The following is a 24495-nucleotide window of genomic DNA, read 5'->3' on the forward strand; positions in this document are numbered from 1 at the left end:
AGAGGAATACTACCTGTAATATTTTGGGGATTACATTCAGGAAATACAATTCGATAATATTTTTGAGAATCATGAATATAAAAAACAAGGGCATTTTTATAACATGCAACAGAAGCCGTATTTCCAATAGAAAAATAATATACATCAGGCACAAAACGATTATTGTTAGGTTCAAAGTATAGGGGAGAGGTAGTTATATTATTCCCCAGAGAGGATATGTGAAGAAAAAATATTCCTAAAAAGAAAACAAATATTAATCGGAAATTCTGCATATTCTAAATCCTTGGTCAGCCATTGTTAAGTCAGGAGCATTCCATGAACGAAAAGCGGACCTACAACGGGCAGATGTCCGTAAACATGTGCCACCTCGTAAAACTTTATATTTACCTGTTGCGGGTCCAGTAGGGTCAAAAGTAGGAGAGTATTGATAATACTCATCATCATACCAATCTTGACACCATTCCCATACATTTCCATGCATATCATATAATCCCCATGCATTGGGTAATTTTTGCTTTACAGGTTGAGTTTGATAGTTACTATTATAAAAGTGCCATCCATAATTATCTAATTGAGCAGCATCATCACCAAAACAAAATTCAGTAGTAGAACCAGCACGACATGCATATTCCCATTCGGCTTCGGTAGGTAAACGAAATGTCCCACTTCCCAACTTGTTAAGTTTTTCAATAAAATTCTGACAATCGTTCCATGATAAATTTTCCACAGGAAGATTATCACCTTTATTATTTGATGGATTATATCCCATTATATCTGTCCATTGCTTTTGCGTAATTTCAGTTTGGCTCATCCAAAAACCATTAGAAATAGTGACCAAATGTTGTGGATATTCAGAACTATATAAAGAGGGACTTCCACCATATATTTGAACTAATTCAGTTGTATTTTTTGTAGTTCCCATATAAAATGAACCCGAAGGAATCCAAACAAAAGCAATTCCTAAAAAAGTTTTTTCAGTTCCCGGTGCAGGTTCTGTTTCTTTGCCCGGCTGAAAACCATCTTCCCCTGATAAGTCAATATGATACGAACTGGATTTATAAAATTGAGCCAATCGTAATACTTCCTGGAAAGAGATAACCCAATCCTGAGGATTATAATCTGAACTATGAGGTTTGCAGTTTCTATCTCCATTTCCAAGGGCATAGCCGTCTTCAGATAGACTGTCACAATGATAGGAACCAAAATTATATATTTGGACTAAACGAAGTAATTCTGGTAATTGAATAATAAAATGGGGCTCTAAATAGTCAGAAGAATGATATTGCCCTTGGATTGAAAAATGTAAGCAAAAAATCAATGTTAAAAAAATAAATATAGAAAAGATTTTTTTAAGAAGCATAAATTGAACAACAATCTATTCAATAATAAAAAAATGTGACCTGAACAATTGTTCAAGTCACATTTATGCAGTTTCAATTTTTGTTTACCACAAATCTATAGAACCACTTGTCCATGGTAACGGGTCAGAATAATCCTGAACACCTCTATACAATAATTTACTTGGACCATTCCAATAGAAACTCTTACCAATAATATTATGTCCTAATACACTCAAACCTGCATAACCGCCTGCATCGACGCCTCCGATAATCTCAATACTTGCAGGAGATGGAAATACATGAATGTTCGATGTAATATAAGGTTTTGCAAAAATTTCCGCTTCTGCAGATTCATAAAGAGTTAACTCAAGTATAGCCTTAATATAGGCTTGTGCTGTACCTCCAATATCAATATTCCATGTAAGTGGATGTCCGTCAAATGTAAAATTAAGTAAATCTGCTTTTGAGCCATCCCAACTACCTGTATCATATACCGCCTTCAATGTAAAGTTATCTTTGATATCAAAACCAGATTTCACACTTGTGTCACCGGTCATTTGTCCATATAATCCAAATGGGAAGCGTAATGTTACACGACCATAAATAGGAACAGGTCCGATACTTGCAGCAAAGGGATGAACTATCGGAGGTATAATATCCCACTCCTGAGAAATAGGTGTTGAATTATCCAAAGCAACTTTAAGGTCTAAAGTGAGTGTAATGGTTCCCGTTGTTGTTAAATCAAATTTTTTCAATTGGAAATCTTTGTAGTCGGCTACAATTGCAACCTGCGGAGTGCAATCTAATATCCCTTTATCTACAGTAATTCGTATACCATTCCCACGATAAATTTCTTTACCACTAAAATCTACAATAGTTGCCTTTGCATCTTTCGGTAAAGCACCTGCTTTAATATAGTCATTTACATCAAATTTCACACTGGTCATTAACATACCTTCTTGGATAGCATCTTCTAATGACGCAGGTTCAGTTATTGCGACAACTTCTGTTCCTTTCTGTCCTACTGCTGTAACCTTACGAAGATAACCTGAATCGCCATATTTACCGATGATAATATCCCCTGTTGTTACGGGAACTGACCCTTGTGAACTTAATACAACCTGGTCTGGCGAGACGGTCGAAACAGTGACACCAGGTAACTGGTCAACAATCACAACTCCGTCTTTGATTACACCATTATAAGGGCAACCTAACAGAAAACTTGTAATGACTACCGTTACAGCCAATAGGAAAAATCTTTTCATAACACTTACCCTTCTTTTTAGTTTAATTTATCACTAAAAACTCTAAATATAATATACACTAATAAATGTTTAAAGTCAAGTAAAATTTATACTTTCTTTTAATTTTTTTATAGATGCTTTATAAGAAGAATTATTAAAGACATAAGAACCAGCAACCAGAATATTAGCACCTGCTTTTATAACCTTCGGTGCTGTATTTTCATCAATTCCTCCATCTACTTCTAAATCGCGGTCTCCTATCATTGCACGGATGGCTTTAATTTTTCGGAGCATATCAGGAATAAACTTTTGCCCCCCAAACCCTGGATTCACTGTCATTACTAAAACCATATCTACATCCTCAACCAAAAATTCAATGCGACTTTCAGGTGTAGAAGGATTTAAGACTATCCCTGCCTTACAGCCAATATCTTTGATATGTTGTATCAAACGGTGTGGGTGAAAGGTCGATTCAATATGAACGGTTATTATATCGGCACCTGCATCGGCGAAAGAATCTACATATTCCTCTGGATTATCTATCATTAAATGAACATCCATAGGTACGGAGCAGTATCTTCGTAATGCAGCAATTATGGGAGGTCCAATGGTAATATTAGGAACAAAATGTCCATCCATTACATCAAAATGAATATAGTCGGCTCCCGCCTCAATTAACTGTGTGATTTCCTCACCCATCTTACTAAAATCACAAGATAAGATAGAAGGAGAAATCTTTATATGTTTATCTCTACTGTTCATCTTATATAACTCCTGATTATTATGAAAATAGTTAATTAGGATGTTTTATTTATGGCTGTAATAATTTTGGAGGATTTCCACCTTCTAATTCGAAAGATGCTACTTTAACTTCATCAACAAATATTTCCACCACTGCTTTACTTATATAAGTGACCTTTATATTTAACGGGGTTCCTCGAACATATCGAATTTGTGAAAGTGTATCATATAACCTTGGCTTATGCCATAAAATTTCACGGTTTCCATGTCGGTCAACAAGTTCAACACGAACTTCTTTTGCCGCCCAATCATCATTCATGGTATAGGTAACTTCAGTTTGATAACGAGCATCAGGTAAAGGGGCAGTTCCAGTAGATTTAATAGTATAAACAACCATTTGTCCACGAACAATAGGTGTATCTGCAGGTGGGTCTTGTTCTATGACTATATTTTCTGGTGAGTTAGGCGAATCCACAATGTTAGGAACCAATTTAATGTCATACGGTTTTAATAATTCTTCTACTTCCTGAATGTTTTTTCCTACAATATTAGGCATTATAATTGTTTCTGTTTGTGTTCCTGCACTTATAAGTAAATTTATAAATGTCCCTTGAGTTGCATCTGTGTCAGGAGGTGGATCCTGGGAAATAACTGTTTCTGCGGGCTCATCACGATTAATTCGTGCAATATTTCCTAATTTAAATCGGCTATTGAATTCAATCATTTTTTGTGCTTCTTCGAGTGTTTTACCTCTTAAATCTGGGACTTTTTCATTGGGTGGACCGGCACTAACTACAGGGAATACTTTTCTACCCAATCGAACTACTTTTCCAGCTTCCGGTTTTTGGCTAATTACATAATATTTAGGTATTGTATCATGTGTGACAGGTATGTAAGGACCTAATTCTAATCCTACTTCAAAGAGTTTTTTTGATGCTTCCATTACGGGCATATCAGTAATTTTTGGAACGATAATATATTTCCCACCACTCAGGGCTTGAGTATAAATGTAATATCCCGAACCTGCCATAACAGCAATAAAAACAAGCAATGCCAAAGACCATTGAATTAACCACAGGAAAAGATTGAAAAAAAATAAAACTGTGTTAACTATGGTTTTTGAAATACCGTCAAGAAGAAGCCGTCCCAGAGATTTTTTGGAATTGTCTGATACTGTCCTGTCTGAATTTTCCACGGGTCAAGTAACTCCGGTGCATTTTTTAAAATTAGTTTTTGCTCTTCAACAAATTCGTTAACAACATTTAGGGTCTCATCTTTTGTAAAAGTACATACAGAATATACTATAACGCCACCTCTTTTACATACTCTACATGCTTCCGTCAGAATAGCCTTTTGTAATTTGGATAATCTTTGTAAAGATTCCTGTCTAATGTTATATTTAATGTCCGGGTTCCTTCGTAAAGTTCCCAGTCCTGAACAAGGGGCGTCTAATAAAATTCTATCAAAAGTTTCATCCGGGAAGGGAAGATAAGTACCGCTTGAACAAACAGGAAATATATTCTCACATTTCAAACGATGGATATTTTCATAAATTCGCTGTATTCTTCCCGGGTGAATTTCAACAGAAAATATTTTCGATTGATTTCGGGTAAATTCAGCAATATGGGTTGTCTTTGTTCCCGGGGCTGAACATAAGTCTAAAATTATATCATTGGCTTGAGGGTTTAACGCATGAACACTAAGCATTGATGCAGGGTCTTGTATGGTGTATAAACCCTGCCTCATCAGAGGACAATCGGTTAGGAGATAGGTGGAGTTTAAGGATAATTCTTCAGGAATGGGTGTCAGATGTTGGGCTTCAATACCAATCTTTTTTAATCTTTTCTCTAATTCTTCGCGATTGGTTAACATGGTATTGGTTCGTATAGAAAGAAAAGGAATTTCAGAAACAGATAAAGCAAAATCTTCGAGTTGGTCCTCTCCAAATCTTTGGGCAAACTCTTGTAAAATCCATTTTGGAATAGAATAACGAATAGACAAATAACTAAAAAGGTCTTTTTCTTTTGATGGAATAGGAATATCATCAAAATTTTCGGGAAGTTTTCGAAGCACTGCATTTACCAAACGTGCTAAACCTGCATGTCCAAAAACACGTGCAAGGTCTACTGATGTGTGAACAGCCGCTGGTGTTGTAACAATATCACAGAAATAAATCTGGAAAACCGCAATTCTCAAAATATAAAGTATAGGTCGCGGAAGTTCATCAAGAGAATTATTAAAATATTGGGAGATAATATAGTCAAGTAAATCCAGATTACGAATCGTTCCATATACAAGATATGCGAAAAAACGACGACCGCGGGTGCTATATGCTTTACGACGGAGTGTCCTTGAAATACATTCATCAATAGGTAATTTTCCATTTTCCCATCGCAATAAAGTATTTATTACCGCTGCGCGAACAATATCTACATTAGCCATTTTCTGAAACTTCCTCAAAAACATCACCTATACATATAGGTTTGCCATTTATATATTCACGAAAAGTTAAGGGTTTTCTATTTGGAGCCTGAAGCATACAAACACCTATTAGTCCTTTTCCTGTTTTTACTATACATTTATCTTTTTCTATATCTACCACAGTGCCAGGCTTTACATCATTATAATTATGACTTTCTGTTAATAATTCGGTTTTATGTATTCGTATAATTTCATCTTTAAATTTTGTAAAAGCCACAGGCCAGGGAAGACACCCGCGAACACAGTTATGTATTGTTAACGCAGGTAAATCCCAATGTATAATACCCTGTTTTTTCTCAATAAGATGACAATATGTCGCTTTTGAATGGTCTTGTGGAGTAAATATTGCCTTGTTTTCAGCAATTAAATGGATGGATTGTATTAACAAATCAGCCCCCATTATGGATAATCTATGAGCAAGTTCTTCTGCTGTTTCATTAATATCAATGGAAGTACTCTCTTGTAATAAAATATCCCCAGCATCCATTTCCATTGAAATCTTCATAATCGTTACGCCTGTTTTCGTATCCCCTTCCAAGATAGCCGTTTGTATGGGTGAAGGTCCTCTCCATCGGGGGAGAAGACTGGGATGTAAATTAATAATATATCCTAATTTCGGAAGTGATAACAATTCTTCCTTCAGAAATCTACCATAAGCCACAACAACACCTAAATCAGGCTGTAATTCTTTAAATTTTTGCAAATATACAGGGTCATTCACTTTTTCAGGTTGAAAAACAGGAATACCTAATTTTTCAGCCTCTATTTTAATAGGGGGAGGTGTTATACGAAGATGTCTGCCACTGGGTTTATCGGGTTGACAGACAACCCCCACAACAGAAAAATGTTTATGGACTTTCTGTAGTGATGGAATTGCAATTTCGGGTGTTCCAAAAAAAAGTATCTTCACTAATCCATCAATCCTGGTATTTCAAGACTACCTGCTATTTCTTTCATCTTCTCTTTTGCAAGTAAACGAACTTTTTCTGAGGTAACATTAAAAGCGGATAAAATGAGTGCTTCTAATAACGATTTGTCAGCCATACCTTCCGAAAATACCTCATCTGAAATAGTTATATTCAGGACCTCAAATTTTCCATTCATTCGAATCTTTACCATTCCTCCACCTGATTCTCCTTCAACAATTTCTTTGGCTAATTCTTCTTTTAATGTCTCAATTTTTTGTCTTACTTGCATAGCCTCTTTTAAGAGACCACCTAACTGTGAAATGTCTTTAAAATTAAACATTCTTTTTCTAATTCTCCTCTTTTTAATTAGGTCATAATTTTACAAGAAAAAGTACAAAAAAATCAAAGTTTTAAATGAAGGAATTTCAAAATAATATTTTTTATAAATAGGGCTTGAATGTAGTTGAAGGGTTAAAAAGAGTTCAACGGTATTACTAATATTATTGTTAGTAATACCAATTATTTGAACAAAAAATAAATGAACCATCAAAAAAACCTCAATTTATGCATGTGAAAACATCGTTTCGCAATATTTGCAAAATAATTGAAAAATGATTGATAAACATTGAAATATAATGATAAATATGATATAGTTATATAGTTGTTTACCTAACGGTAAGTTAATAAGTAAGTCAAAATTTTGTAGGAGTAATGAAGTTATGACCCACCATTACCGAGAACAAATCAAAAACATTGCCAACAAATATGGCAAGGACCGTGGTTATCTGATGAATATAGCCCAGGATATCGTTAAAGAGTTCGGCTATATTTCAGATGAAATGGTCGCTCATGTCGCAGAAGTCCTGAACATTCCTATGGTACAAGTTCGGGATATGGTTAGTTTCTATTCATTTTTACCAAGAAAGCCTCTTGGAAAGAATGTAATAAGACTTTCTAACGCAGTTATTGAAAGAATGAAAGGTGCCGATGAGGTAGGGAAAGCATTTGAAAAAGAATTGGGTATCTCTTTTGGAGAAACAACAAAGGATAACCTCTTTACTTTGCTTCATACCGCATGTATTGGTCTTAGTGACCAGGCACCAGGAGCATTAATAAATAATGTTCCATTAACAAATCTTAAACCTGCTGATGTCCCTCAGATTATAAGGGATATTAAGGCTGGTAAAGATGTCTCGGATTTGCCGCAAGCCCGTGTATTATTAAATTTGAAAAAAGAAGGGGAAGTTATTTGTGCCCCATTAGAAAGTGGACAGGCAATCCGAAATGCATTAAATATGAAACCTGAAGAAGTCATTGCAGAGATAAATAAATCAAGACTTCGTGGAAGGGGAGGCGCAGGATTCCCAACGGCAATGAAATGGGATTTTTGCAGAAAACAAAAATCACCCATTCGTTACCTTATTTGTAATGCGGATGAAGGGGAACCCGGAACATTTAAGGACCGGGTTATATTAACAGAATACCCGGATTTGGTTTTTGAAGGTATGACGATTGCAGGTTATGCCATTGGAGCCAAAGAGGGTATTATGTATCTTCGTGGAGAATATGCCTACTTGTTAGATAATCTTGAAAAGGTTTTGGCAAAGAGAAGACATTTAGGTTTATTAGGTGAGCATATTTGTGGTAGAGAAGAATTTAGTTTTGATATCCGAATTCAGTTGGGTGCGGGTGCTTATGTATGTGGTGAAGAATCCGCACTTATAGAATCTGCTGAAGGGAAAAGAGGTGCTCCACGCGATAGACCACCGTTCCCTGTCCAGAAAGGATATAAAAATGAACCAACATCTGTAAATAATGTAGAAACCTTATGCTGTGCAGCCCGTATCTTAGAAAAAGGTGGTGAATGGTTTGCAAAGATTGGAACGAAGGATTCTACAGGGACAAAAATGCTGAGTGTTTCCGGTGATTGTGAGCATCCGGGAGTATATGAGGTTGAATATGGAATCACCATAGAAAATCTTTTGGAACTGGTTGGAGCAAAAGATACACAAGCCGTTCAGGTAGGAGGTGCTTCAGGAAAATGCGTTGCACCAAAAGATTTTGGCAGACGGATTTCATTCGAAGACCTTCCTACGGGTGGTTCCATTATGATTTTTGGTAAAAATAGAGATTTATTGGAATGTATGCATCAGTTTATAGAGTTTTTTATCGAGGAATCTTGTGGTTGGTGTGTTCCTTGCAGGGCAGGAACAACCTTACTGGAAAAGAAATTTAGACAGATACTTGATGGTAAAGGTACAGCCCAAAGTCTTGCTGAATTACGAAGAATAGCACAAACCATTAAGGCTATGAGCCGTTGCGGGCTGGGACAAACATCTGCAAATCCAATATTAACAACCATTTATGACTTTGCAGATTTATATGCAGAAAGAATCAAAGAAGAAGATGGAAAATTACTAACCTTTGATTTGCAAAAAGCCATGAAAGTTGGAATAGAAGCAAGTGGAAGAACAATGGAAGGAGTAAAATAATGAGTACAAATGTAGTTACTTTTACAATTGATGGAGTTGAAGTAAAATCTGCTCCCGATAAAACAATAATCCAAGCCGCTGATGATGCTGGAATTTATATTCCGAGACTGTGCTATCTAAAGGACCTTCCACCGGGTGGTCATTGTAGGGTTTGCACAGTTAAAGTGAATGGAAGACCTGTTAATTCATGTACATATCCTGTTGCTGAAGGGATTGTGGTAGAAAATAACACAGAAGAATTAAATAGTTTTCGTAGAAACATTATTGAAATGTTGTTTGTAGAAGGAAATCATTTCTGTCCCTCTTGTGAGGTAGCAGGAAAATGTGAATTACAGGCTCTGGCATATCGTCTTGGGTTATTGACACCACAAATGCCTTATTTATATGCCCAAAAAGAGTTGGATGCTACACATCCGGATGTTTATTTAGATAGGAACCGCTGTGTTTTATGTGGTCGATGTGTAAGAGCATCTATACATCTGGACAAGAAAAATGTATTTGGCTTTGAAAATCGCGGCATTAACATGCGAATTTCAGTTAATTCTAATGATGGATTAAAAGATACGGACTTAACCAAAGATGACAAAGCAATGTCTGTTTGTCCTACGGGATGTCTTGTAGTAAAACGGCAGGGCTATTTGACACCTGTTGGAAAGAGACCTTATGACAAGAAACCTATTGGTTCAGATATTGAAACAAAAACCGTGAAATCATAAACAGGAAAGGAATGGAGTTATGAGTAAACCTGTTGTTGCTACTGGTCATTTTACAGGGTGTTTTGGATGTCATATGTCTATTTTAGACATTGATGAACGCATTTTAGACCTTGTAGAATTGGTGGAATTTAACAAATCACCTATAAATGATATAAAAAATTTTACAAAACCTGTAGATATTGGGATAGTGGAAGGTGGCATAAGTAATGATGAAAATGCCGAGATATTAATGGAGTTTAGAAAACATTGTAAGATTCTCGTTGCTATTGGCGCATGTGCTTTGACGGGTGGAGTTCCTTCGATGAGGAACTTGGTTCCATTAAAAGAATGCCTTGAAGAAGCATATTTAAATGGTCCGACCGTGAAAAGTGAAAACACGGGAATTATACCCAATGACCCGGATATTCCGGTAATGTTAGACAAAGTATATCCCTGTCATGAAGTAGTTAAAATTGATTATTTTCTACCCGGTTGTCCACCTTCCGCAGATACAATTTGGAATGCACTGGTTGCCTTGTTAAAAGGTGAACCATTAAATCTTGATTATGAACTAATAAAATATGATTAATTTCAGGAGGCAGTATCTATGAGTACTAAAACAACAGGAAGAAAAATCGTAATAAACCCCGTTACACGGGTTGAAGGACATGGGAAAGTTACTATCCTTTTAGATGAAAAAGGGAATGTGCAACAAACCCGTTTCCACATTATAGAATTTCGTGGTTTTGAACGATTTGTTCAAGGAAGGTTTTATTGGGAAGCCCCTACCATTGTCCAACGACTTTGCGGGATTTGTCCTGTAAGTCATCATCTCTGTGCTGCAAAAGCAACGGATGTTATTGTCGGAGCAAAGACATTAACTCCTACGGCAGAGAAAATGAGAAGGCTTATGCATTATGGACAAACCTTACAGTCTCATGCCTTACATTTTTTCCACCTTTGTTCTCCCGATTTGTTATTCGGTTTTGACGCACCAGTTGAACAAAGAAATGTTATTGGAGTGATAAAAGCAGACCCAGAAACAGCGAAAAAGGCTGTTTTACTAAGAAAATATGGACAGGAAGTTATTAAAGCGACTGCAGGGAAGAAAGTCCATGGCACAGGTGCTATTCCCGGTGGAATTAATAAAAACCTTTCTATCGAAGAAAGAGATGTATTTTTGAAGGATATAGATACTATTCTAAAATGGTCTGTGGAATCAGTCGAATTATGTAAAAAAATAGTTAAAGAGAAGTTAGACTTTTTCCTTAAATTCGGTTATTTTGATTCAAACCATTTAAGTATCGTTCGGAAAGATGGCTGTCTTGACTTATATGATGGTTTATTAAGGGCTAAAACCGCCGATGGAAAGATTATCTTTGATATGGTTAAACCCGAAGATTACCTTGATTACATAGCGGAAGAAGTTCGTCCATGGAGTTATATGAAATTCCCGTTTATCCGTTCTTTAGGAAAGGAAAAAGGATGGTATCGGGTAGGTCCCTTGGCAAGAATTAATAACTGTGATTTTATTGATACTCCATTAGCAGAAAAAGAGAGACAGGAGTTAATGTCATTAACGGGTGGTAAACCTATAAATGCGTCTATGGCTTACCACTGGGCAAGATTAATAGAGATGCTCCATTCGGCAGAAAAGATTAAAGACTTATTGAACGATCCTGATTTGCAGGGTACAAATCTAATAACCCAAGGCACAAAACAAAAACGAGGTGTGGCATGGATAGAAGCCCCTCGTGGTACTTTATTCCATCATTATGAAATTAACGACAATGACCAAATTGTCCTTGCAAATCTAATTGTATCTACAACTAATAATAATGAACCTATGAATCAGGTGGTAAATGTTCTGGCAAAAGATTATTTGCAAGGAAAATCGGAGATAACGGAAGGATTATTGAATACGATTGAAGTAGGTATTCGTGCTTATGACCCCTGTCTGAGTTGTGCAACTCATGCCTTGGGTCAGATGCCCTTGCAAGTCCAAATATTGAACCATGAAGGTAAGGTCATTAATGAACTTATTAGAGGATGAAAAAATACTTATCTTCGGTTATGGAAATCCAGGGCGTCATGATGATGCGTTAGGACCCTTATTGGTCCAGCGTATTCAACAGATGAACTGGGACCATATCTATACAGATGCCGATTACCAATTAAATATTGAATTAGGTGCTGAACTGGTCAACTATGATAAAGTAATATTTGTAGATGCATCAAAAGAAGGCGATGAACCTTTTTTTATAAAAAAAGTATTCCCTTCAAAAAACATAACCTTTTCAACACATTCTGTCAATGCAGAATCAATTGTGGCTATTTGTGATGAATATTTTGGTTCTGCACCAGAATCCTGGATATTAGGTATCCGAGGTTATGATTTTACAATAGGCGAAGGGATTACAGAAAAAGCAAAAAGTAATTTTGAATTAGCATGGCAATATCTTTGTAAAATATTAAACCAACAAAGGAGAAGGGAAAATGGAACCAAAGAAAGTTATACTTATTATTGATGATGACCCTGATATTCGTTCTGCATTAAGGGTTATGTTAGAATCCGCAGGATTTGTCGTTGGCGAGGCTGCTAACGGAGAAGAAGGCTTAAAGGCAGTCCAGAGAATAAAACCTGACGCAGTCATTATAGATTTAATGATGGAAAATGTAGATTCCGGTAGTCAGGTTGCTATAAAACTAAAAGAAGATAAATATCCCGGACCTATGTATATGTTAAGTTCCGCAGGTGATGCGGTTCGTTATAACATTGACGCTCGCGAACTGGGATTGGCTGGAATTTTCCAGAAACCCGTTGACCCGAAGGTCTTAATTTCTACCCTGAAAGCAAAATTGGGTGTAGCATAAAAAAGAAAGTCTGTTTAATAATAAAAAAAACGGAGCTTTGCTCCGTTTTTTTTATACAATAGATAAATAAATGTTCTTAATGAAAAAATGTCAAGTACTTCAGGTAAATATTCCCAGTCACTATTATCTAAATTAATTCGTTTTTTCCTTCGAGATGAAGAAGGCTCTTTTCCTATTTTTTTACATAGCCTTCGTTTAGAAGACCAATTATATGATTTTACAATTATACGGTTTTTTGTTGCTGTTCTGATTGTTATAGGTTCTTTTTTCGCAAAGTATATATTAGGAATTGACCAATTAAATCATTATGCCTTAATTTTGTTAGCAATTATTTTATTTGTGGCAAATACCATAAATTTTATAATTGCTTTTCCGTCAAGAAGAAAAAAAAATAAATCATCTACTTACCGTTTCTTACTTGTTTTTATTTTACATCTGTCTATTGCTACCGATTTTTTATTCCTTACCATTGCGATATGGTTAGTGGGAGGTGTTTATTCTCCTTTTCAAACATTCTTTATATTTCATGTGATTATTGCAAGTGTTTTATTTAGTCCTTTAATTGCATTTGCCTATACGATTTATGGTTATTTACTCTTTTTGACATTGGCAATTCTTATCTGGCTACAATGGCTTCCACAAATGTATCCAATGGGAGCAGTTCCATCAAATAATCCACCTACAGGGACATACATTATAACAGTTGCTGTTGTTCAAGGGTTGTTATTTTTCTTAACAGCATCACTCACAACTCATTTAATGTATTTCCTGAGGGAAGGACAAAGGCAAATTGTAAGAATAAACAAAGATTTAGAAAGATTGTGTGACCAGAGAAAAGGATTTTTACAAATAGCTTTGCATAATTTAAGAGCCCCTATTTCCGCAATAGCCATGCACTTGCAAAATTTGCTTTATGGATATGGAGGTGAATTAAACGAAACACAGAAAGGTTGGGTTCAACGCTCATTAACGAGAATTGACGAATTGGTATCTTTCCTACACGATTTAGAAAATCTTTCTGTAATGGAAAATGCAGATTTATTAAGAGAGGCAAAAGAGTTCGAGTTAAATAGTCTTATTGAAAAGGTTATTAAGGAAAATCAAGATTTAATAGCAAGCAAAAATCATGAGATAAAAGTAGAACTACCTGAAAAAAAGATATTTGTTTCAGGTATTCAGCGATTAATTCAAGAGGCTATTCTGAATTTTCTAACGAATGCTATTAAATATACACCCCAGAATGGCAAAATAATTGTTCGTGCATATATGCATTCATCGTATGTTCGAATTGAAGTTGAGGATAATGGCATTGGAATATCACAAGAAGATATCCCAAAACTATTTAAGGAATTTGTTCGCTTAAAACAACAAAAAGTAGAAGGGGTTGATGCAACAGGTTCGGGTTTGGGTTTGTATATTGTGCGACAGGTAATAGAAAGTCATGGGGGAAAGGTTTTCGTTAAAAGCCAGCCTGGCAAAGGAAGTATTTTTGGTTTCGATTTACCTATAATACGAAAAAAATGAAACATTCCCTTAATGAATGTAGTCTACAAAACCGAACAATCTAAAAAGACCAATTTTAATATATATAGATGTTTTAAAAAGTTCTGTCCGAACTTTCTTTGTTTATCCTTTAATCACCTTGTAAATGAATATCTAATAATAAGGTATTATTATGAATTACTATAGACCTCTTGTACGCTTTATTATTTTTGCTTTATTTGGATTAGTATTAGAAGTGTTTATGTCAAGTACTGTTGATTTTCATGATAATGTGAATTTGAGGGGACATACTTCCCTATGGATGATATTCGATTACGGCTTGATAGGTATTATAACACCATGGTTAAGAAATCCCATGAAAGCAAAGGGTATCCCTTTTCCTGTTAGAGCATTTATTTATATGTTAGGTATTTTTATTGTGGAATATATTTCAGGTATTTTGTTTCATAAAATCTTTGGTTTAAATATATGGGATTATTCCCAATTTCGTTATAACCTACATGGGCAAATAACATTGGAATTCGTTCCAGTATGGTATACATTAAGTTTAACAATAGAAAAATTATATGAATGGGTAGATAAAGCCTCCTGGGCAATACTTACAAAAACACCCGAAGGATATATACCTGATTAAAATGCTTTTTTATATAAACAAGTAAGTAAAAAAAATCAATCTCTTTTTCTATATAGATAATGGTTGATTTGTAAGTAGTTCCTATTTACTTTCGGATTTAATGCATAATTAGGCAAGAAAGTTGGAATATGAAGAAAACAGAAATAGAAGTTATAAAAGAGTTTTTTGTCGAAATATTACCATATATCGTTGATAGTTATAAAAGAAAAGAGGAATTAACTATCTCTACAAAAAAAGATGCGACAGACTTTTTGACAGAAGTAGACCTTTTTGTTCAAAGTTCTTTTATAAAGAAGATAAAAAGTTTCTTCCCTGAAGACCTTATTATTGGCGAAGAAGCAGGCTTTTCCCAATATGAAGAAGATTATAAGGGACGCGTATGGATTATCGACCCTATTGATGGGACGGCCAATTTTGTAAGAAGTTATTTCCCCGCATTCGTAGTAGCCATTGCTTTCGCAAATAATGGAGAATTGGTTAGTTCCGGTGTTTTGGTGCCTATTACGGGAGATGTTTTCATCGCGGAAAAGGGGAAAGGTGCTTGGTGTAATGGGCAAAGAATAGAAGTGTCTATTAAGAAAAATTTAAATGAATCTTGCGTTCAATTGGATGTTGGTAGAAAATCATCAAGAAAAGAAAGACTTCCTTTTTTCATAAATCCAATTCTCTATTTTGGGCAAGTTCGTTGTATTGGCTCTGCAATATTGGCATTGATACAGGTTGCTATGGGTGTTGCAGATGCTTATATCCATGCTTCATTGCAACCGTGGGATTTTTTAGCCGGCAAATTGATTTTAGAAGAAGCAAAAGGGAAGATAACCCAAATAGATGGAACACCTGTTCATTTGTTCTCAAAAAATAATGGGATTATTGCAACAAACGGTTATATTCATGAGGAATTGCTAAAAATTTTAAATGAAACTTTAAAATAAATTCGTTTAGCCACAAATCTGCAAATATAAAAAAGAAAGAAAAATTTATTTGTGTGTAAATAGTATTCTTTTAATTGCTTCGGGTTTTGCGTGAACAGCGTCATAAAATTCCGTGGAATTACAACCACATTTCATTGCATCAAAACTACCATAAACAGGTATATCAAGAGAATTAAATACCCCCTCCATGTATTTTTCTACATCGATGATAATTTTATAGATTTTATTTTTAGAAAGAATTTCATACGAACGCGGATGAATAGGAATAAGAATTACTTCAATTTCAACGCCGTCTTTCTTTACAATTTTCAGAAACTCTTCAAAAATTTGTTTTCGAATCGGGTCTAATTCTCTGTAATTAATTAATCCTTCGGGATGTTTGAATGCATACCGTTCCGCTTTTAATTCAATTTCTTGTTGTGTTTTTTCCCGTCGGGAGGATTCGTAAATAATACTGCCATCAGGTCGAATAACTTTTTCTTCTGTTTCATAATGTTCTATGGGTTTGGGACGGGGAATCTTGCCTACTACCCATGCGGGAAAAAAACGTATAGATTCTTGAAAATATCCCGGGGAAAGTATCTGGAAATATCGGGGGTCTATCCATTTTATAATAAAATCTTTTAATGTAGTATGTTGAACTATCTCCATGCGTTTCATGGCATTATCGAATTCTTGAAAAAGATGAAAGTTGCTTTTCGCATAAGCATTAAAATAATGCAGGTCAGGGCATAGAATAAGTTTTTTGGGAAGTTTATTGGCTTCGTAGAATACCTGATAATTTGCGATAATATCCTCTAAATTTGCGGAAGGAAGACTACAGTTCAAAAGATGCCGATTTGGGAAAAAAGATGAGTCAATAATCATTGCACGGCTTGAACCCATTACTATAATATCCGGCTTTGCTTCTAATGATGAAATTCGTTCTTTAACGATTTTTCGGTAGTCTACATTAATGGCATTTATTACACCATAACCTTCATTAAGCCATTGAGCAATTTGCTTTTCCTGGCTTTTTCTTAGAAGACCCGATGGGTCAATTAAAACATTCACGGAGATAAAGAATAAAAAGAAAGGAATTAAAAGGATAATAGGTAGCAATTCTTTATATTTAAATCTATTCATAAATATCCCTTAAAATTGAAAATAAATAAAAGGTGAACTATTCCAGACACCATAAAATGCAATTAAGAAAAGAAAAATATAGTAGCAAGCCCATCTTATTGCTATATTTCGTTGTTCAAGTTTTTCTCGTAAGGAAATACCGTATGATTGAAACGCCTCCACAGTTATCAAAAATAATAAAGAAATTATTGCTACATGAAACTCTTGCTCTGTCGGCATACCTAAACTAACGACAAAATCATCAAAATCCAATCCACGAGTAGGATTCGACCAACCTGTTAGAAGATTCGACCAGATGTAAAACACATCGCCTATCTTTTCAGCACGGAACGGAACCCCAAAAAATAAGAAAATAGAGTAAGTTATTAACATTTGTATACCCTGATGAACTTTCGGAAAATGGGTCAAACCGATTTTTTCAACAATAATTTTTCGTATATCACGGGTCAAGAGGGATATAACAAGGCATAATCCCATTAAAAAACCCCAGAATATATAGGTCCAATTTGCCCCATGCCATACACCACTTAAAGTAAAAACAATAATTAAGTTTCTACATGTATTCAAGACACCATAACGACTGCCTCCCAAAGGATAAAAGACATAATCTCGGAACCAATTCATCAGTGAAATATGCCACCTTCTCCATAATTCAGGAAAGGAACGGGAAAAATAAGGTCGCTCGAAATTTTGTATTAAGTTAATTCCTAATACTTTTGCAGAACCTACGGCGATGTCAGAATAGCCTGAAAAATCACAGTATATCTGCCAACTGGAAAAAACCATTGCAAAAAGAAGCCCCATACCTTCATGAGATTGTGGATTAGCAAAGACATAAGCAGACATCATACCTAATCGGTCTGCAACAACAACTTTTTTGAAAAGTCCCCACGCCATTAATTTCAGTCCATCACTAACCCGTTTTATATCAAAATTATGAAATTGCTTAAGTTGTGGGATTAATGTGTCCGCTCTTTCAATAGGACCAGCCACTAACTGTGGAAAAAAGGTAACATAAAGAGCAAAAATTCCAAAATGCCTTTCCGGTTTTATTTTTCGACGATAAACATCAATTGTATATGCTAATGTTTGGAATGTATAAAATGAGATACCAATAGGTAATAGCAGGGAAGAGTAACGAATGTTTATAGGTATATTTAGATAAATAGATAGTTTTTCAACACTATCCATAAAAAAATTGTAATATTTAAAGGTAAAAAGTATCCCTAAATTTATCAAAAGACTACAACATAAAATTAATTTTCGTTTATATTCAACCTCTGTTTTTTCCAACAATACCCCGCTAATATAATCAACAATCGTTGAAGCAAGTAAAAGCAAAACATAAATAGGTATCCATGCCATATAGAAGTAATAACTGGCAATAAGTAGTAATACCCAACGATATTTATGAGGTATTAAAAAATATAAAGTAACTACAATAGGAAAAAATATAGCAAAATGAACAGAATTAAACAACATAGTTTTAGTATTTTTATGTTTTTATTTATTTGTTTTTATTTGTGTTGTGATAGATATATCTTCTTCTACATCGGGATATATTTCTAACATAAATTCCCAATTTCCTCCTAAATTCACAATCTTAAGGAGGAGGGTATTATATCCTTTCTTCAATTCTGATGTAAAAGCATCTGTGCCCGGTTCACAGGTTGCCCCATCTTTAGAAAATCTTGAATATACTTCTTTTCCATTTAGGAAAACTTTTCCACCATCATTCATACCTAATTCAAACAGGGCATTTTGTTTTTCCTTTGAATAAATATAAGTGAATGCATAAACAATGCCGGGTTCCATTCCAAATATTTCGTGAAGTTTAACCTTTGTTAATTTCGTTTTTATAGAGTTATAGGGAACGATTTTTATATTGTTATATATCTTTTTAAGTTCGTTTATATCTTTATCTGATAATTTTTCTATCTTGTCTTCTCCTCCTAAATCTATTAAAAAGTCTTTTCGCAAACTTTCATGAGAAAATTCTGTATCTTTTAATGTGTCTGGAAAAGGTCCTAACAATATCCAATCTGAAACAAAGTTCGTTGTAGGAGTTTTTAAGTTATCTTTAATAACAATTTGAGCAGATTTCAAAGCATTGTTTGCAATTTCAAAATTACCATGACTTATATTGGAAGTTATAATTCCAGAACGAACACGAGGTCCTAAATAAATAATAGGTTTTTCTATGGATGACCCTATAAACTCACAATTTGATATGATTAAATACCTATTATTGGCATTAATACATGGAAAACCTTTTGAAACACGGTCCCAACCACTGAAATGACAGGCATTAAGGGTAAAACTTCCCTGTCCTTCCGTAAAAACTTGATAATCGGAATTCTTCGTTCCCCAGAAACCGCATCCAACAAATTTTACAGGACCTCGATTGGTTGGACTTAATATAACCTTTGCCATAAAAGATGAATTTAAAAAAGTAATACCTGCATTTTCCATTGCACTATCCACTTTTACAGCACAGGGAGTAACATCCATATAGCAATGGGTGTATGTTCCACTACCAGGTAAATTTTTGGTCACATTTTTATTTTCATCATATATAGGACCTGCAATAAATTGCATGCCAATGGAATAAAAGATACTAAAAAGGTTATAACCCATTTCACCATCAGTCTTTCCTATGATAAAAGCAATTCCTTCCCTTTGCGTAAATTTCCAGAGGGGACTATTGGGATTTAAATCCCAGAAGGGCCAAAAGTGAATATCTTCAATTCTACCGACATCATAACACTGGTTGATATAAAGACCACGATATAATGGATATGCATGTATATTTTTTATTTTGTGTCTGCCTGTGGGGAATGTTCCAAAATCTATGGCTTTATAGGGATTAATAAGCGTTAAATCTATAAGAGAAACATCATCAGCAGGACCGTTAGATTGAATTGTCCATGGATAGGGGATAGGTGGGTCTGTTTTTGTTTGTTCAGGATAAAAAACAGCAAATCCTTTCAATGTTGAACTTGTATTAACCCGAATAAAGGGAGTTCCATCTTCTTCCCCTTTACCAGAAACTGCAAGTAAAACACTTCCTGCTTTAGTCGGTTCTCCCCGAAAAGGAGCACGCCATATTCCCTCAAGCGTTACATTTTCAGGAACAATTAAATTTCCTTTTATAAGGTAAGAACCTATAGGAAGGAATACTATTCCTCCTTGTTTTTCACCGGCGATATTTAATGCTTTTTGAATAATTTCTGTATCATCTGTGTTGCCATCACCTTTGGCTCCCAGTTCTTTTACATTATATATATCTGAACAGGGTATCTTTTCTCCAAAAAAAAGAAAAGCAGACAGAAAAAAAACAAGGAAAGTAGTTATAACAATAGACGGTTGTTTTCTAAAAGGAAATGACACGCTAATATTTTCCTTAAAACTATCCTTTAACGACAAAGTTTATTAATTTTCCAGGAACATATATTTCTTTAATAATTTGTTTACCTGAAAGGTGAGGAAGTATTTTTTCTTCTTTACGGGCTTGTTCCAGAATTTCCTTATCACTTGAATTCACAGATATAGTAATTTTCCCTCTTAATTTTCCATTTACCTGAATAGGTATTTCAATTGTGTCTTCTTTGATAAGATCTTTATTATATTCAGGCCAGGGTTCGTATGCTAATGTTTGATTATGTCCTAACCTTTGCCATATCTCTTCAGCAATATGAGGAGCAAATGGAGATAAAATGAGTATAAATTTTTCACCAATATGTTTATCTATCTTGTCTGTTTTATTTGCGGAATTAACAAATTCCATCATTTTAGCGATAGCCGTATTAAACTGTAAATTTTCAATATCTTCAGAGACCGATTTAATTGTTTTATGTAGTTCTTTTTCTAAAGTGGAATCTCCACCTGAATTTACAAATCGGGATGAAATGGCTCCATTTTCATCAATAAAAAGAGACCATATTCTTCGTAGAAATCTGTAAACACCTTGAATACCCTCATCTGTCCATGGTTTATCTCTATCCAGCGGGCCCATAAACATTTCATACATACGCATGGCATCCGCCCCATATTTTTCAATAACTTCATCGGGATTGACCACATTGTAACGAGACTTGCTCATCTTTTCGATTTTTGTTTCAACAGGAATATCTGTTCCTTTAACAAACCATTGTCCATCTTTTTGTTCAACCTGATAAGGATAGTAATATTTCCCATTTTTATCCTGATAAGAATAAGCGAGAATCATTCCTTGATTGAACAGTTTTTTGAATGGTTCTTTAGTAGAAACATAGCCTGCATCATATAAGACTTTATGCCAAAACCTTGAGTATAGAAGATGTAAAACGGCATGTTCTGCTCCACCGATATAAAGGTCAACAGGCATCCAATATTGTTCTGCTTCTTTAGACCAGGCTTCTTTATCATTTTGAGGGTCAACAAATCTCAGAAAATACCAGCAGGAACCTGCCCATTGAGGCATAGTATTTGTTTCTCTTGTTGCTGGTTGTCCTGTTTCCGTGTCTACAGTTTGTACCCATTCCTTAGCACGGGCAAGGGGAGGTTCTCCCGTTTCAGTTGGTTTATAATTGTCCAAATCAGGTAAAAGGACAGGCAAATCTTTTAATGGAACTACTTTGATTGTCCCATCGGATAAACGAATAATGGGGAAAGGTTCCCCCCAATATCTTTGTCTGGAGAAAAGCCAATCACGAAGTTTATAATTTACTGTGGCTTTACCTAAACCTTTTTCCTCTAACCATTTTGTAATTTTCTTTTTTGCTTCAGGTACAGTAAGCCCATTAATTATTGGCGAATTAACTAATATTCCATCGCCGGTGTACGCTTCTTGGGTAATATCTCCACCAGAAACTACCTCAATAATAGGAAGGTCATATTTCTTGGCAAATTCATAGTCACGGGTATCATGAGCGGGAACAGCCATAATGGCACCATAACCATATTCGGCTAAAACATAATCAGCAATCCAGATAGGAATTTTTGCATTGTTTACGGGATTAATAGCGTAAGCTCCTGTAAAAACTCCCGTTTTTTCCTTTTCATCTTTCATGCGTTCCTGAGCACTTTTTCTTGTAGTTTGTTCAATATACTGTTGTACATTATCCATGTATTCAGGCTTGGTTATTTGTAATACGAAAGGATGTTCGGGAGCCAGGACGCAATAAGTAGCACCAAAAAGAGTATCGGGGCGTGTTGTAAAAACTGTAAATTTCATGGATGTCCCATCTATACCGAAATCTACATCTGCTCCCTCACTTTTTCCAATCCATTCCCTCTGCATGGCTATTATTCCCGGTGGCCAATCTAACTCATTCAAGTCTTCTAATAACCTTTCGGCATAAGCGGTAATTCTTAACATCCATTGCCGCATCATTCTTTTTTCTACGGGGTCTCCTGTTTCAACATATTTACCATCTTTAACTTCTTCGTTGGCTAATACAGTTCCCAATGCAGGACACCAGTTAACAGGGGCTTCGGTTTCGTAAGCAAGTCCCCGTTCAAATAAGACGGTAAATATCCATTGTGTCCATTTGTAATAAGAAGGGTCGGTAGTGTTGATTTCACGGTCCCAATCGTAGGAAAGTCCGAGTGATTGAATTTGTCTACGAAAAGTATCACAGTTCTTTTTCGTTACAACTGCGGGATGTTCACCTGTGCGAACGGCATGTCTTTCCGCAGGCAATCCAAAAGCATCCCAGCCCATAGGATGTAATACATTAAATCCTTTCATCCTTTTATATCGTGCTATTATATCTGTGGCTGTATATCCTTCGGGATGACCAACATGTAGACCATCACCACTCGGATAAGGGAACATATCTAAAACATAATATTTAGGTTTTGAATGGTCAATAACAGATTTAAATGTTTTATTATCTAACCAATATTTTTGCCATTTCTTTTCAATTTCACTATGATTATACATTCCATTTGACATATAAAAAAGACCTCCTTAAGATTTGTTAGGTTCGGAAAAATGAAAGAGTAATAAATTATAACAATTTTTTACTTTATATCCATAAAAAGGAGTAATTAAACAATAGTAGGGATTTTCCTATTTATTATCTTTCTGCATGGGAAAAACAATATCGAAAACCTGTATTATATTTTCAACAAAATGAAAATGTAATTGTTCCTTTATTTCTTGTGAAATTTCTTTTAAATCTTTTTCATTCTCTTGGGGAAGAATGATATGTCTTATTCCAGCCATATAAGCCGAAAGAAGTTTTTCACGAATACCCCCTACAGGTAGTATCCTGCCTGTTAGAGTAATTTCACCTGTCATTGCAAATCCTTCTGGTATAGGACATTTTAATAATGCAGATAGTAAAGAAACAGCAATTGTAATTCCAGCAGAAGGTCCATCTTTAGGTATGGAAGCCTCCGGTGCATGAATATGTATATCCATATCTTTATAAAAATTTGCGGGTATATTTAATTTTGATGAATTTGCACGAATAAAAGTCAATGCTGCCTGAGCGGACTCCGTCATAACAGAACCTAATTGACCCGTGCAAAGGAGGTTTCCTTTTCCTTCCATAATACTTGTTTCAATTATTTGAATAGTACCTCCGTAGGGTGTCCATGCCATACCTACAGCCATTCCCGGAGAAAGATTTTTTGTCATCTGAACACGCGAATAAATGGGTGGACCTAAAATATTTTCCACTTCATTTTTTGTTATGACAATAGGATAGTCTTTCTCTTTCGTTACTATCCATCGAGCAACTTTTCTAATAATTCCTGAAATTTGTCTCTCCAATTCGCGAACACCTGCTTCTTCAGTATACTTTGTAATTAGGTATTTGATAGATTCCGGTTTGAATGAAATAGGATTCTTTTTTAGCCCGCTTAATTTTATTTGTCTCGGTATTAGATGTTTTCGGGCAATTTCATACTTTTCCATTAGAGTGTAACCAGGTATACGAATAATTTCCATACGGTCAAATAGGGGATGGGGGATATTATATTCATCGTTGGCTGTGGCTATAAAGAAGACTTCAGATAAATCAAATTCTGTATTTAAATAGTGGTCTGTGAAATATTTGTTTTGTTCAGGGTCCAAAACTTCTAATAAAGCAGATGATGGATCTCCACGGAAATCCGTTCCAATTTTGTCTATTTCATCAAGAACAAAAACCGGGTTTTTTACTTTGACTGTTCTAATATTCTGGATAATTTTTCCGGGCATTGATGCTACATAAGTTCGAATATGACCGCGAATTTCAGCTTCATCACGGATGCCTCCCAATGACATACGAATAAATTTGCGGTTTAATGCAGAAGCGATAGATTTCCCTAAAGATGTTTTCCCAACGCCTGGAGGACCTACAAGACATAACACAGGACCTTTAGTAAGGTTATTACTAAGTATACGAATGGCGAGAAAATCCAATATCCGTTCTTTGACTTTGTCCAATCCGTAATGGTCTCGGTCTAAAATTTTTTTTGCTCGGTTCAAATCCATTCTATCTTTTGTCCTTTTATTCCAAGGGAGACTGCATAGCCATTCTATATATTCCATA

Annotated in this window: 22 protein-coding genes; 9 read left to right on the plus strand and 13 right to left on the minus strand. The window is 35.1% G+C overall.

Annotated elements, in window-relative coordinates; translation table 11 throughout:
* The 8 genes from PLA12_09675 to PLA12_09710 form a co-directional block, all read right to left on the minus strand.
* Window positions 1-272 (minus strand): hypothetical protein (locus tag PLA12_09675; GenBank protein HOQ32769.1); only part of this gene is annotated, 272 nt, incomplete at its 3' end.
* Window positions 254-1360: a formylglycine-generating enzyme family protein gene (locus tag PLA12_09680; protein HOQ32770.1), complete on the minus strand. Its 1107-nt coding sequence runs from the start codon at window positions 1358-1360 to the stop codon at window positions 254-256. The genes PLA12_09675 and PLA12_09680, both read right to left, overlap by 19 nt.
* 84 nt (window positions 1361-1444) lie before the next feature.
* Entirely contained in the window at window positions 1445-2605 is a 1161-nt protein-coding gene (locus PLA12_09685; protein ID HOQ32771.1) for a hypothetical protein, read from the minus strand.
* A 75-nt stretch (window positions 2606-2680) separates the two neighbouring features.
* Window positions 2681-3346 carry a ribulose-phosphate 3-epimerase gene (gene rpe / locus PLA12_09690; GenBank protein HOQ32772.1) on the minus strand — a complete coding sequence of 222 codons (666 nt, stop codon included), beginning with the start codon at window positions 3344-3346 and terminating at the stop codon, window positions 2681-2683.
* A gap of 49 nt (window positions 3347-3395) precedes the next feature.
* On the minus strand, window positions 3396-4520 hold the full coding sequence (locus PLA12_09695; protein HOQ32773.1) for a PASTA domain-containing protein: 1125 nt from the start codon (window positions 4518-4520) through the stop codon (window positions 3396-3398).
* Window positions 4436-5767: a 16S rRNA (cytosine(967)-C(5))-methyltransferase RsmB gene (gene rsmB / locus PLA12_09700; GenBank protein ID HOQ32774.1), complete on the minus strand. Its 1332-nt coding sequence runs from the start codon at window positions 5765-5767 to the stop codon at window positions 4436-4438. Before rsmB ends, PLA12_09695 begins: the two co-directional genes overlap by 85 nt.
* Window positions 5760-6716, minus strand: coding sequence for a methionyl-tRNA formyltransferase (gene fmt, locus PLA12_09705; GenBank protein ID HOQ32775.1), 957 nt, complete (start codon window positions 6714-6716; stop codon window positions 5760-5762). Before fmt ends, rsmB begins: the two co-directional genes overlap by 8 nt.
* Window positions 6716-7054, minus strand: coding sequence for a YbaB/EbfC family nucleoid-associated protein (locus PLA12_09710; GenBank protein ID HOQ32776.1), 339 nt, complete (start codon window positions 7052-7054; stop codon window positions 6716-6718). Before PLA12_09710 ends, fmt begins: the two co-directional genes overlap by 1 nt.
* A gap of 379 nt (window positions 7055-7433) precedes the next feature.
* Between PLA12_09710 and PLA12_09715 the strand changes: the two genes are divergently transcribed.
* The 9 genes from PLA12_09715 to PLA12_09755 all read left to right on the plus strand — a co-directional run bounded on the left by PLA12_09715 (window position 7434) and on the right by PLA12_09755 (window position 15844).
* Window positions 7434-9206 carry an NAD(P)H-dependent oxidoreductase subunit E gene (locus PLA12_09715; GenBank protein HOQ32777.1) on the plus strand — a complete coding sequence of 591 codons (1773 nt, stop codon included), beginning with the start codon at window positions 7434-7436 and terminating at the stop codon, window positions 9204-9206.
* Window positions 9206-9922, plus strand: coding sequence for a 2Fe-2S iron-sulfur cluster-binding protein (locus tag PLA12_09720; GenBank protein ID HOQ32778.1), 717 nt, complete (start codon window positions 9206-9208; stop codon window positions 9920-9922). The genes PLA12_09715 and PLA12_09720 overlap by 1 nt, the downstream gene beginning before the upstream one ends.
* A 19-nt stretch (window positions 9923-9941) precedes the next feature.
* Complete coding sequence (locus PLA12_09725; protein HOQ32779.1) at window positions 9942-10490, plus strand: NADP oxidoreductase; 549 nt, start codon at window positions 9942-9944, stop codon at window positions 10488-10490.
* An 18-nt stretch (window positions 10491-10508) separates the two neighbouring features.
* Window positions 10509-11954, plus strand: a complete 1446-nt coding sequence (locus tag PLA12_09730; protein HOQ32780.1) for a Ni/Fe hydrogenase subunit alpha — start codon at window positions 10509-10511, stop codon at window positions 11952-11954.
* Window positions 11935-12429, plus strand: coding sequence for a hydrogenase maturation protease (locus tag PLA12_09735; GenBank protein HOQ32781.1), 495 nt, complete (start codon window positions 11935-11937; stop codon window positions 12427-12429). Before PLA12_09730 ends, PLA12_09735 begins: the two co-directional genes overlap by 20 nt.
* A complete protein-coding gene (locus PLA12_09740) occupies window positions 12398-12775 on the plus strand; it encodes a response regulator (protein ID HOQ32782.1) in 378 nt (125 codons plus the stop codon). Before PLA12_09735 ends, PLA12_09740 begins: the two co-directional genes overlap by 32 nt.
* 87 nt (window positions 12776-12862) lie before the next feature.
* Entirely contained in the window at window positions 12863-14299 is a 1437-nt protein-coding gene (locus PLA12_09745; protein HOQ32783.1) for an MFS domain-containing histidine kinase, read from the plus strand.
* Window positions 14300-14450: 151 nt separating this feature from the next.
* The gene (locus PLA12_09750; protein ID HOQ32784.1) at window positions 14451-14912 is read left to right on the plus strand and encodes a hypothetical protein; all 462 of its coding nucleotides are present in this window, start codon (window positions 14451-14453) and stop codon (window positions 14910-14912) included.
* Between the two features lie 128 nt (window positions 14913-15040).
* A complete protein-coding gene (locus PLA12_09755) occupies window positions 15041-15844 on the plus strand; it encodes an inositol monophosphatase (protein ID HOQ32785.1) in 804 nt (267 codons plus the stop codon).
* A gap of 45 nt (window positions 15845-15889) precedes the next feature.
* Here PLA12_09755 and PLA12_09760 read toward each other — a convergent pair whose 3' ends face one another.
* From PLA12_09760 to lon, 5 genes are all read right to left on the minus strand, one after another.
* The gene (locus tag PLA12_09760) at window positions 15890-16969 is read right to left on the minus strand and encodes a hypothetical protein (GenBank protein ID HOQ32786.1); all 1080 of its coding nucleotides are present in this window, start codon (window positions 16967-16969) and stop codon (window positions 15890-15892) included.
* A gap of 9 nt (window positions 16970-16978) precedes the next feature.
* Entirely contained in the window at window positions 16979-18451 is a 1473-nt protein-coding gene (locus PLA12_09765) for an MBOAT family O-acyltransferase (GenBank protein HOQ32787.1), read from the minus strand.
* Between the two features lie 21 nt (window positions 18452-18472).
* A complete protein-coding gene (locus tag PLA12_09770; GenBank protein ID HOQ32788.1) occupies window positions 18473-20359 on the minus strand; it encodes a glycosyl hydrolase family 28-related protein in 1887 nt (628 codons plus the stop codon).
* A 19-nt stretch (window positions 20360-20378) separates the two neighbouring features.
* A complete protein-coding gene (leuS, locus tag PLA12_09775; protein ID HOQ32789.1) occupies window positions 20379-22907 on the minus strand; it encodes a leucine--tRNA ligase in 2529 nt (842 codons plus the stop codon).
* Between the two features lie 117 nt (window positions 22908-23024).
* A partial coding sequence (lon, locus tag PLA12_09780; GenBank protein HOQ32790.1) for an endopeptidase La occupies window positions 23025-24495 on the minus strand: 1471 nt, incomplete at its 5' end.

Origin of the sequence: Candidatus Hydrogenedens sp., assembly GCA_035378955.1 — a bacterium.
In the GTDB taxonomy this organism is placed as follows: domain Bacteria; phylum Hydrogenedentota; class Hydrogenedentia; order Hydrogenedentales; family Hydrogenedentaceae; genus Hydrogenedens.

Bases quoted from the DNA above. Each gene is read 5' to 3' on its own strand.
- PLA12_09680 (HOQ32770.1), bottom strand. From the start codon at position 1,360: ATGCTTCTTAAAAAAATCTTTTCTATATTTATTTTTTTAACATTGATT.
- PLA12_09685 (HOQ32771.1), bottom strand. From the start codon at position 2,605: ATGAAAAGATTTTTCCTATTGGCTGTAACGGTAGTCATTACAAGTTTT.
- rpe (HOQ32772.1), bottom strand. From the start codon at position 3,346: ATGAACAGTAGAGATAAACATATAAAGATTTCTCCTTCTATCTTATCT.
- rsmB (HOQ32774.1), bottom strand. From the start codon at position 5,767: ATGGCTAATGTAGATATTGTTCGCGCAGCGGTAATAAATACTTTATTG.
- PLA12_09710 (HOQ32776.1), bottom strand. From the start codon at position 7,054: ATGTTTAATTTTAAAGACATTTCACAGTTAGGTGGTCTCTTAAAAGAG.
- PLA12_09715 (HOQ32777.1), top strand. From the start codon at position 7,434: ATGACCCACCATTACCGAGAACAAATCAAAAACATTGCCAACAAATAT.
- PLA12_09720 (HOQ32778.1), top strand. From the start codon at position 9,206: ATGAGTACAAATGTAGTTACTTTTACAATTGATGGAGTTGAAGTAAAA.
- PLA12_09725 (HOQ32779.1), top strand. From the start codon at position 9,942: ATGAGTAAACCTGTTGTTGCTACTGGTCATTTTACAGGGTGTTTTGGA.
- PLA12_09730 (HOQ32780.1), top strand. From the start codon at position 10,509: ATGAGTACTAAAACAACAGGAAGAAAAATCGTAATAAACCCCGTTACA.
- PLA12_09735 (HOQ32781.1), top strand. From the start codon at position 11,935: ATGAACTTATTAGAGGATGAAAAAATACTTATCTTCGGTTATGGAAAT.
- PLA12_09740 (HOQ32782.1), top strand. From the start codon at position 12,398: ATGGAACCAAAGAAAGTTATACTTATTATTGATGATGACCCTGATATT.
- PLA12_09745 (HOQ32783.1), top strand. From the start codon at position 12,863: ATGTCAAGTACTTCAGGTAAATATTCCCAGTCACTATTATCTAAATTA.
- PLA12_09750 (HOQ32784.1), top strand. From the start codon at position 14,451: ATGAATTACTATAGACCTCTTGTACGCTTTATTATTTTTGCTTTATTT.
- PLA12_09755 (HOQ32785.1), top strand. From the start codon at position 15,041: ATGAAGAAAACAGAAATAGAAGTTATAAAAGAGTTTTTTGTCGAAATA.
- PLA12_09760 (HOQ32786.1), bottom strand. From the start codon at position 16,969: ATGAATAGATTTAAATATAAAGAATTGCTACCTATTATCCTTTTAATT.
- PLA12_09765 (HOQ32787.1), bottom strand. From the start codon at position 18,451: ATGTTGTTTAATTCTGTTCATTTTGCTATATTTTTTCCTATTGTAGTT.
- leuS (HOQ32789.1), bottom strand. From the start codon at position 22,907: ATGTCAAATGGAATGTATAATCATAGTGAAATTGAAAAGAAATGGCAA.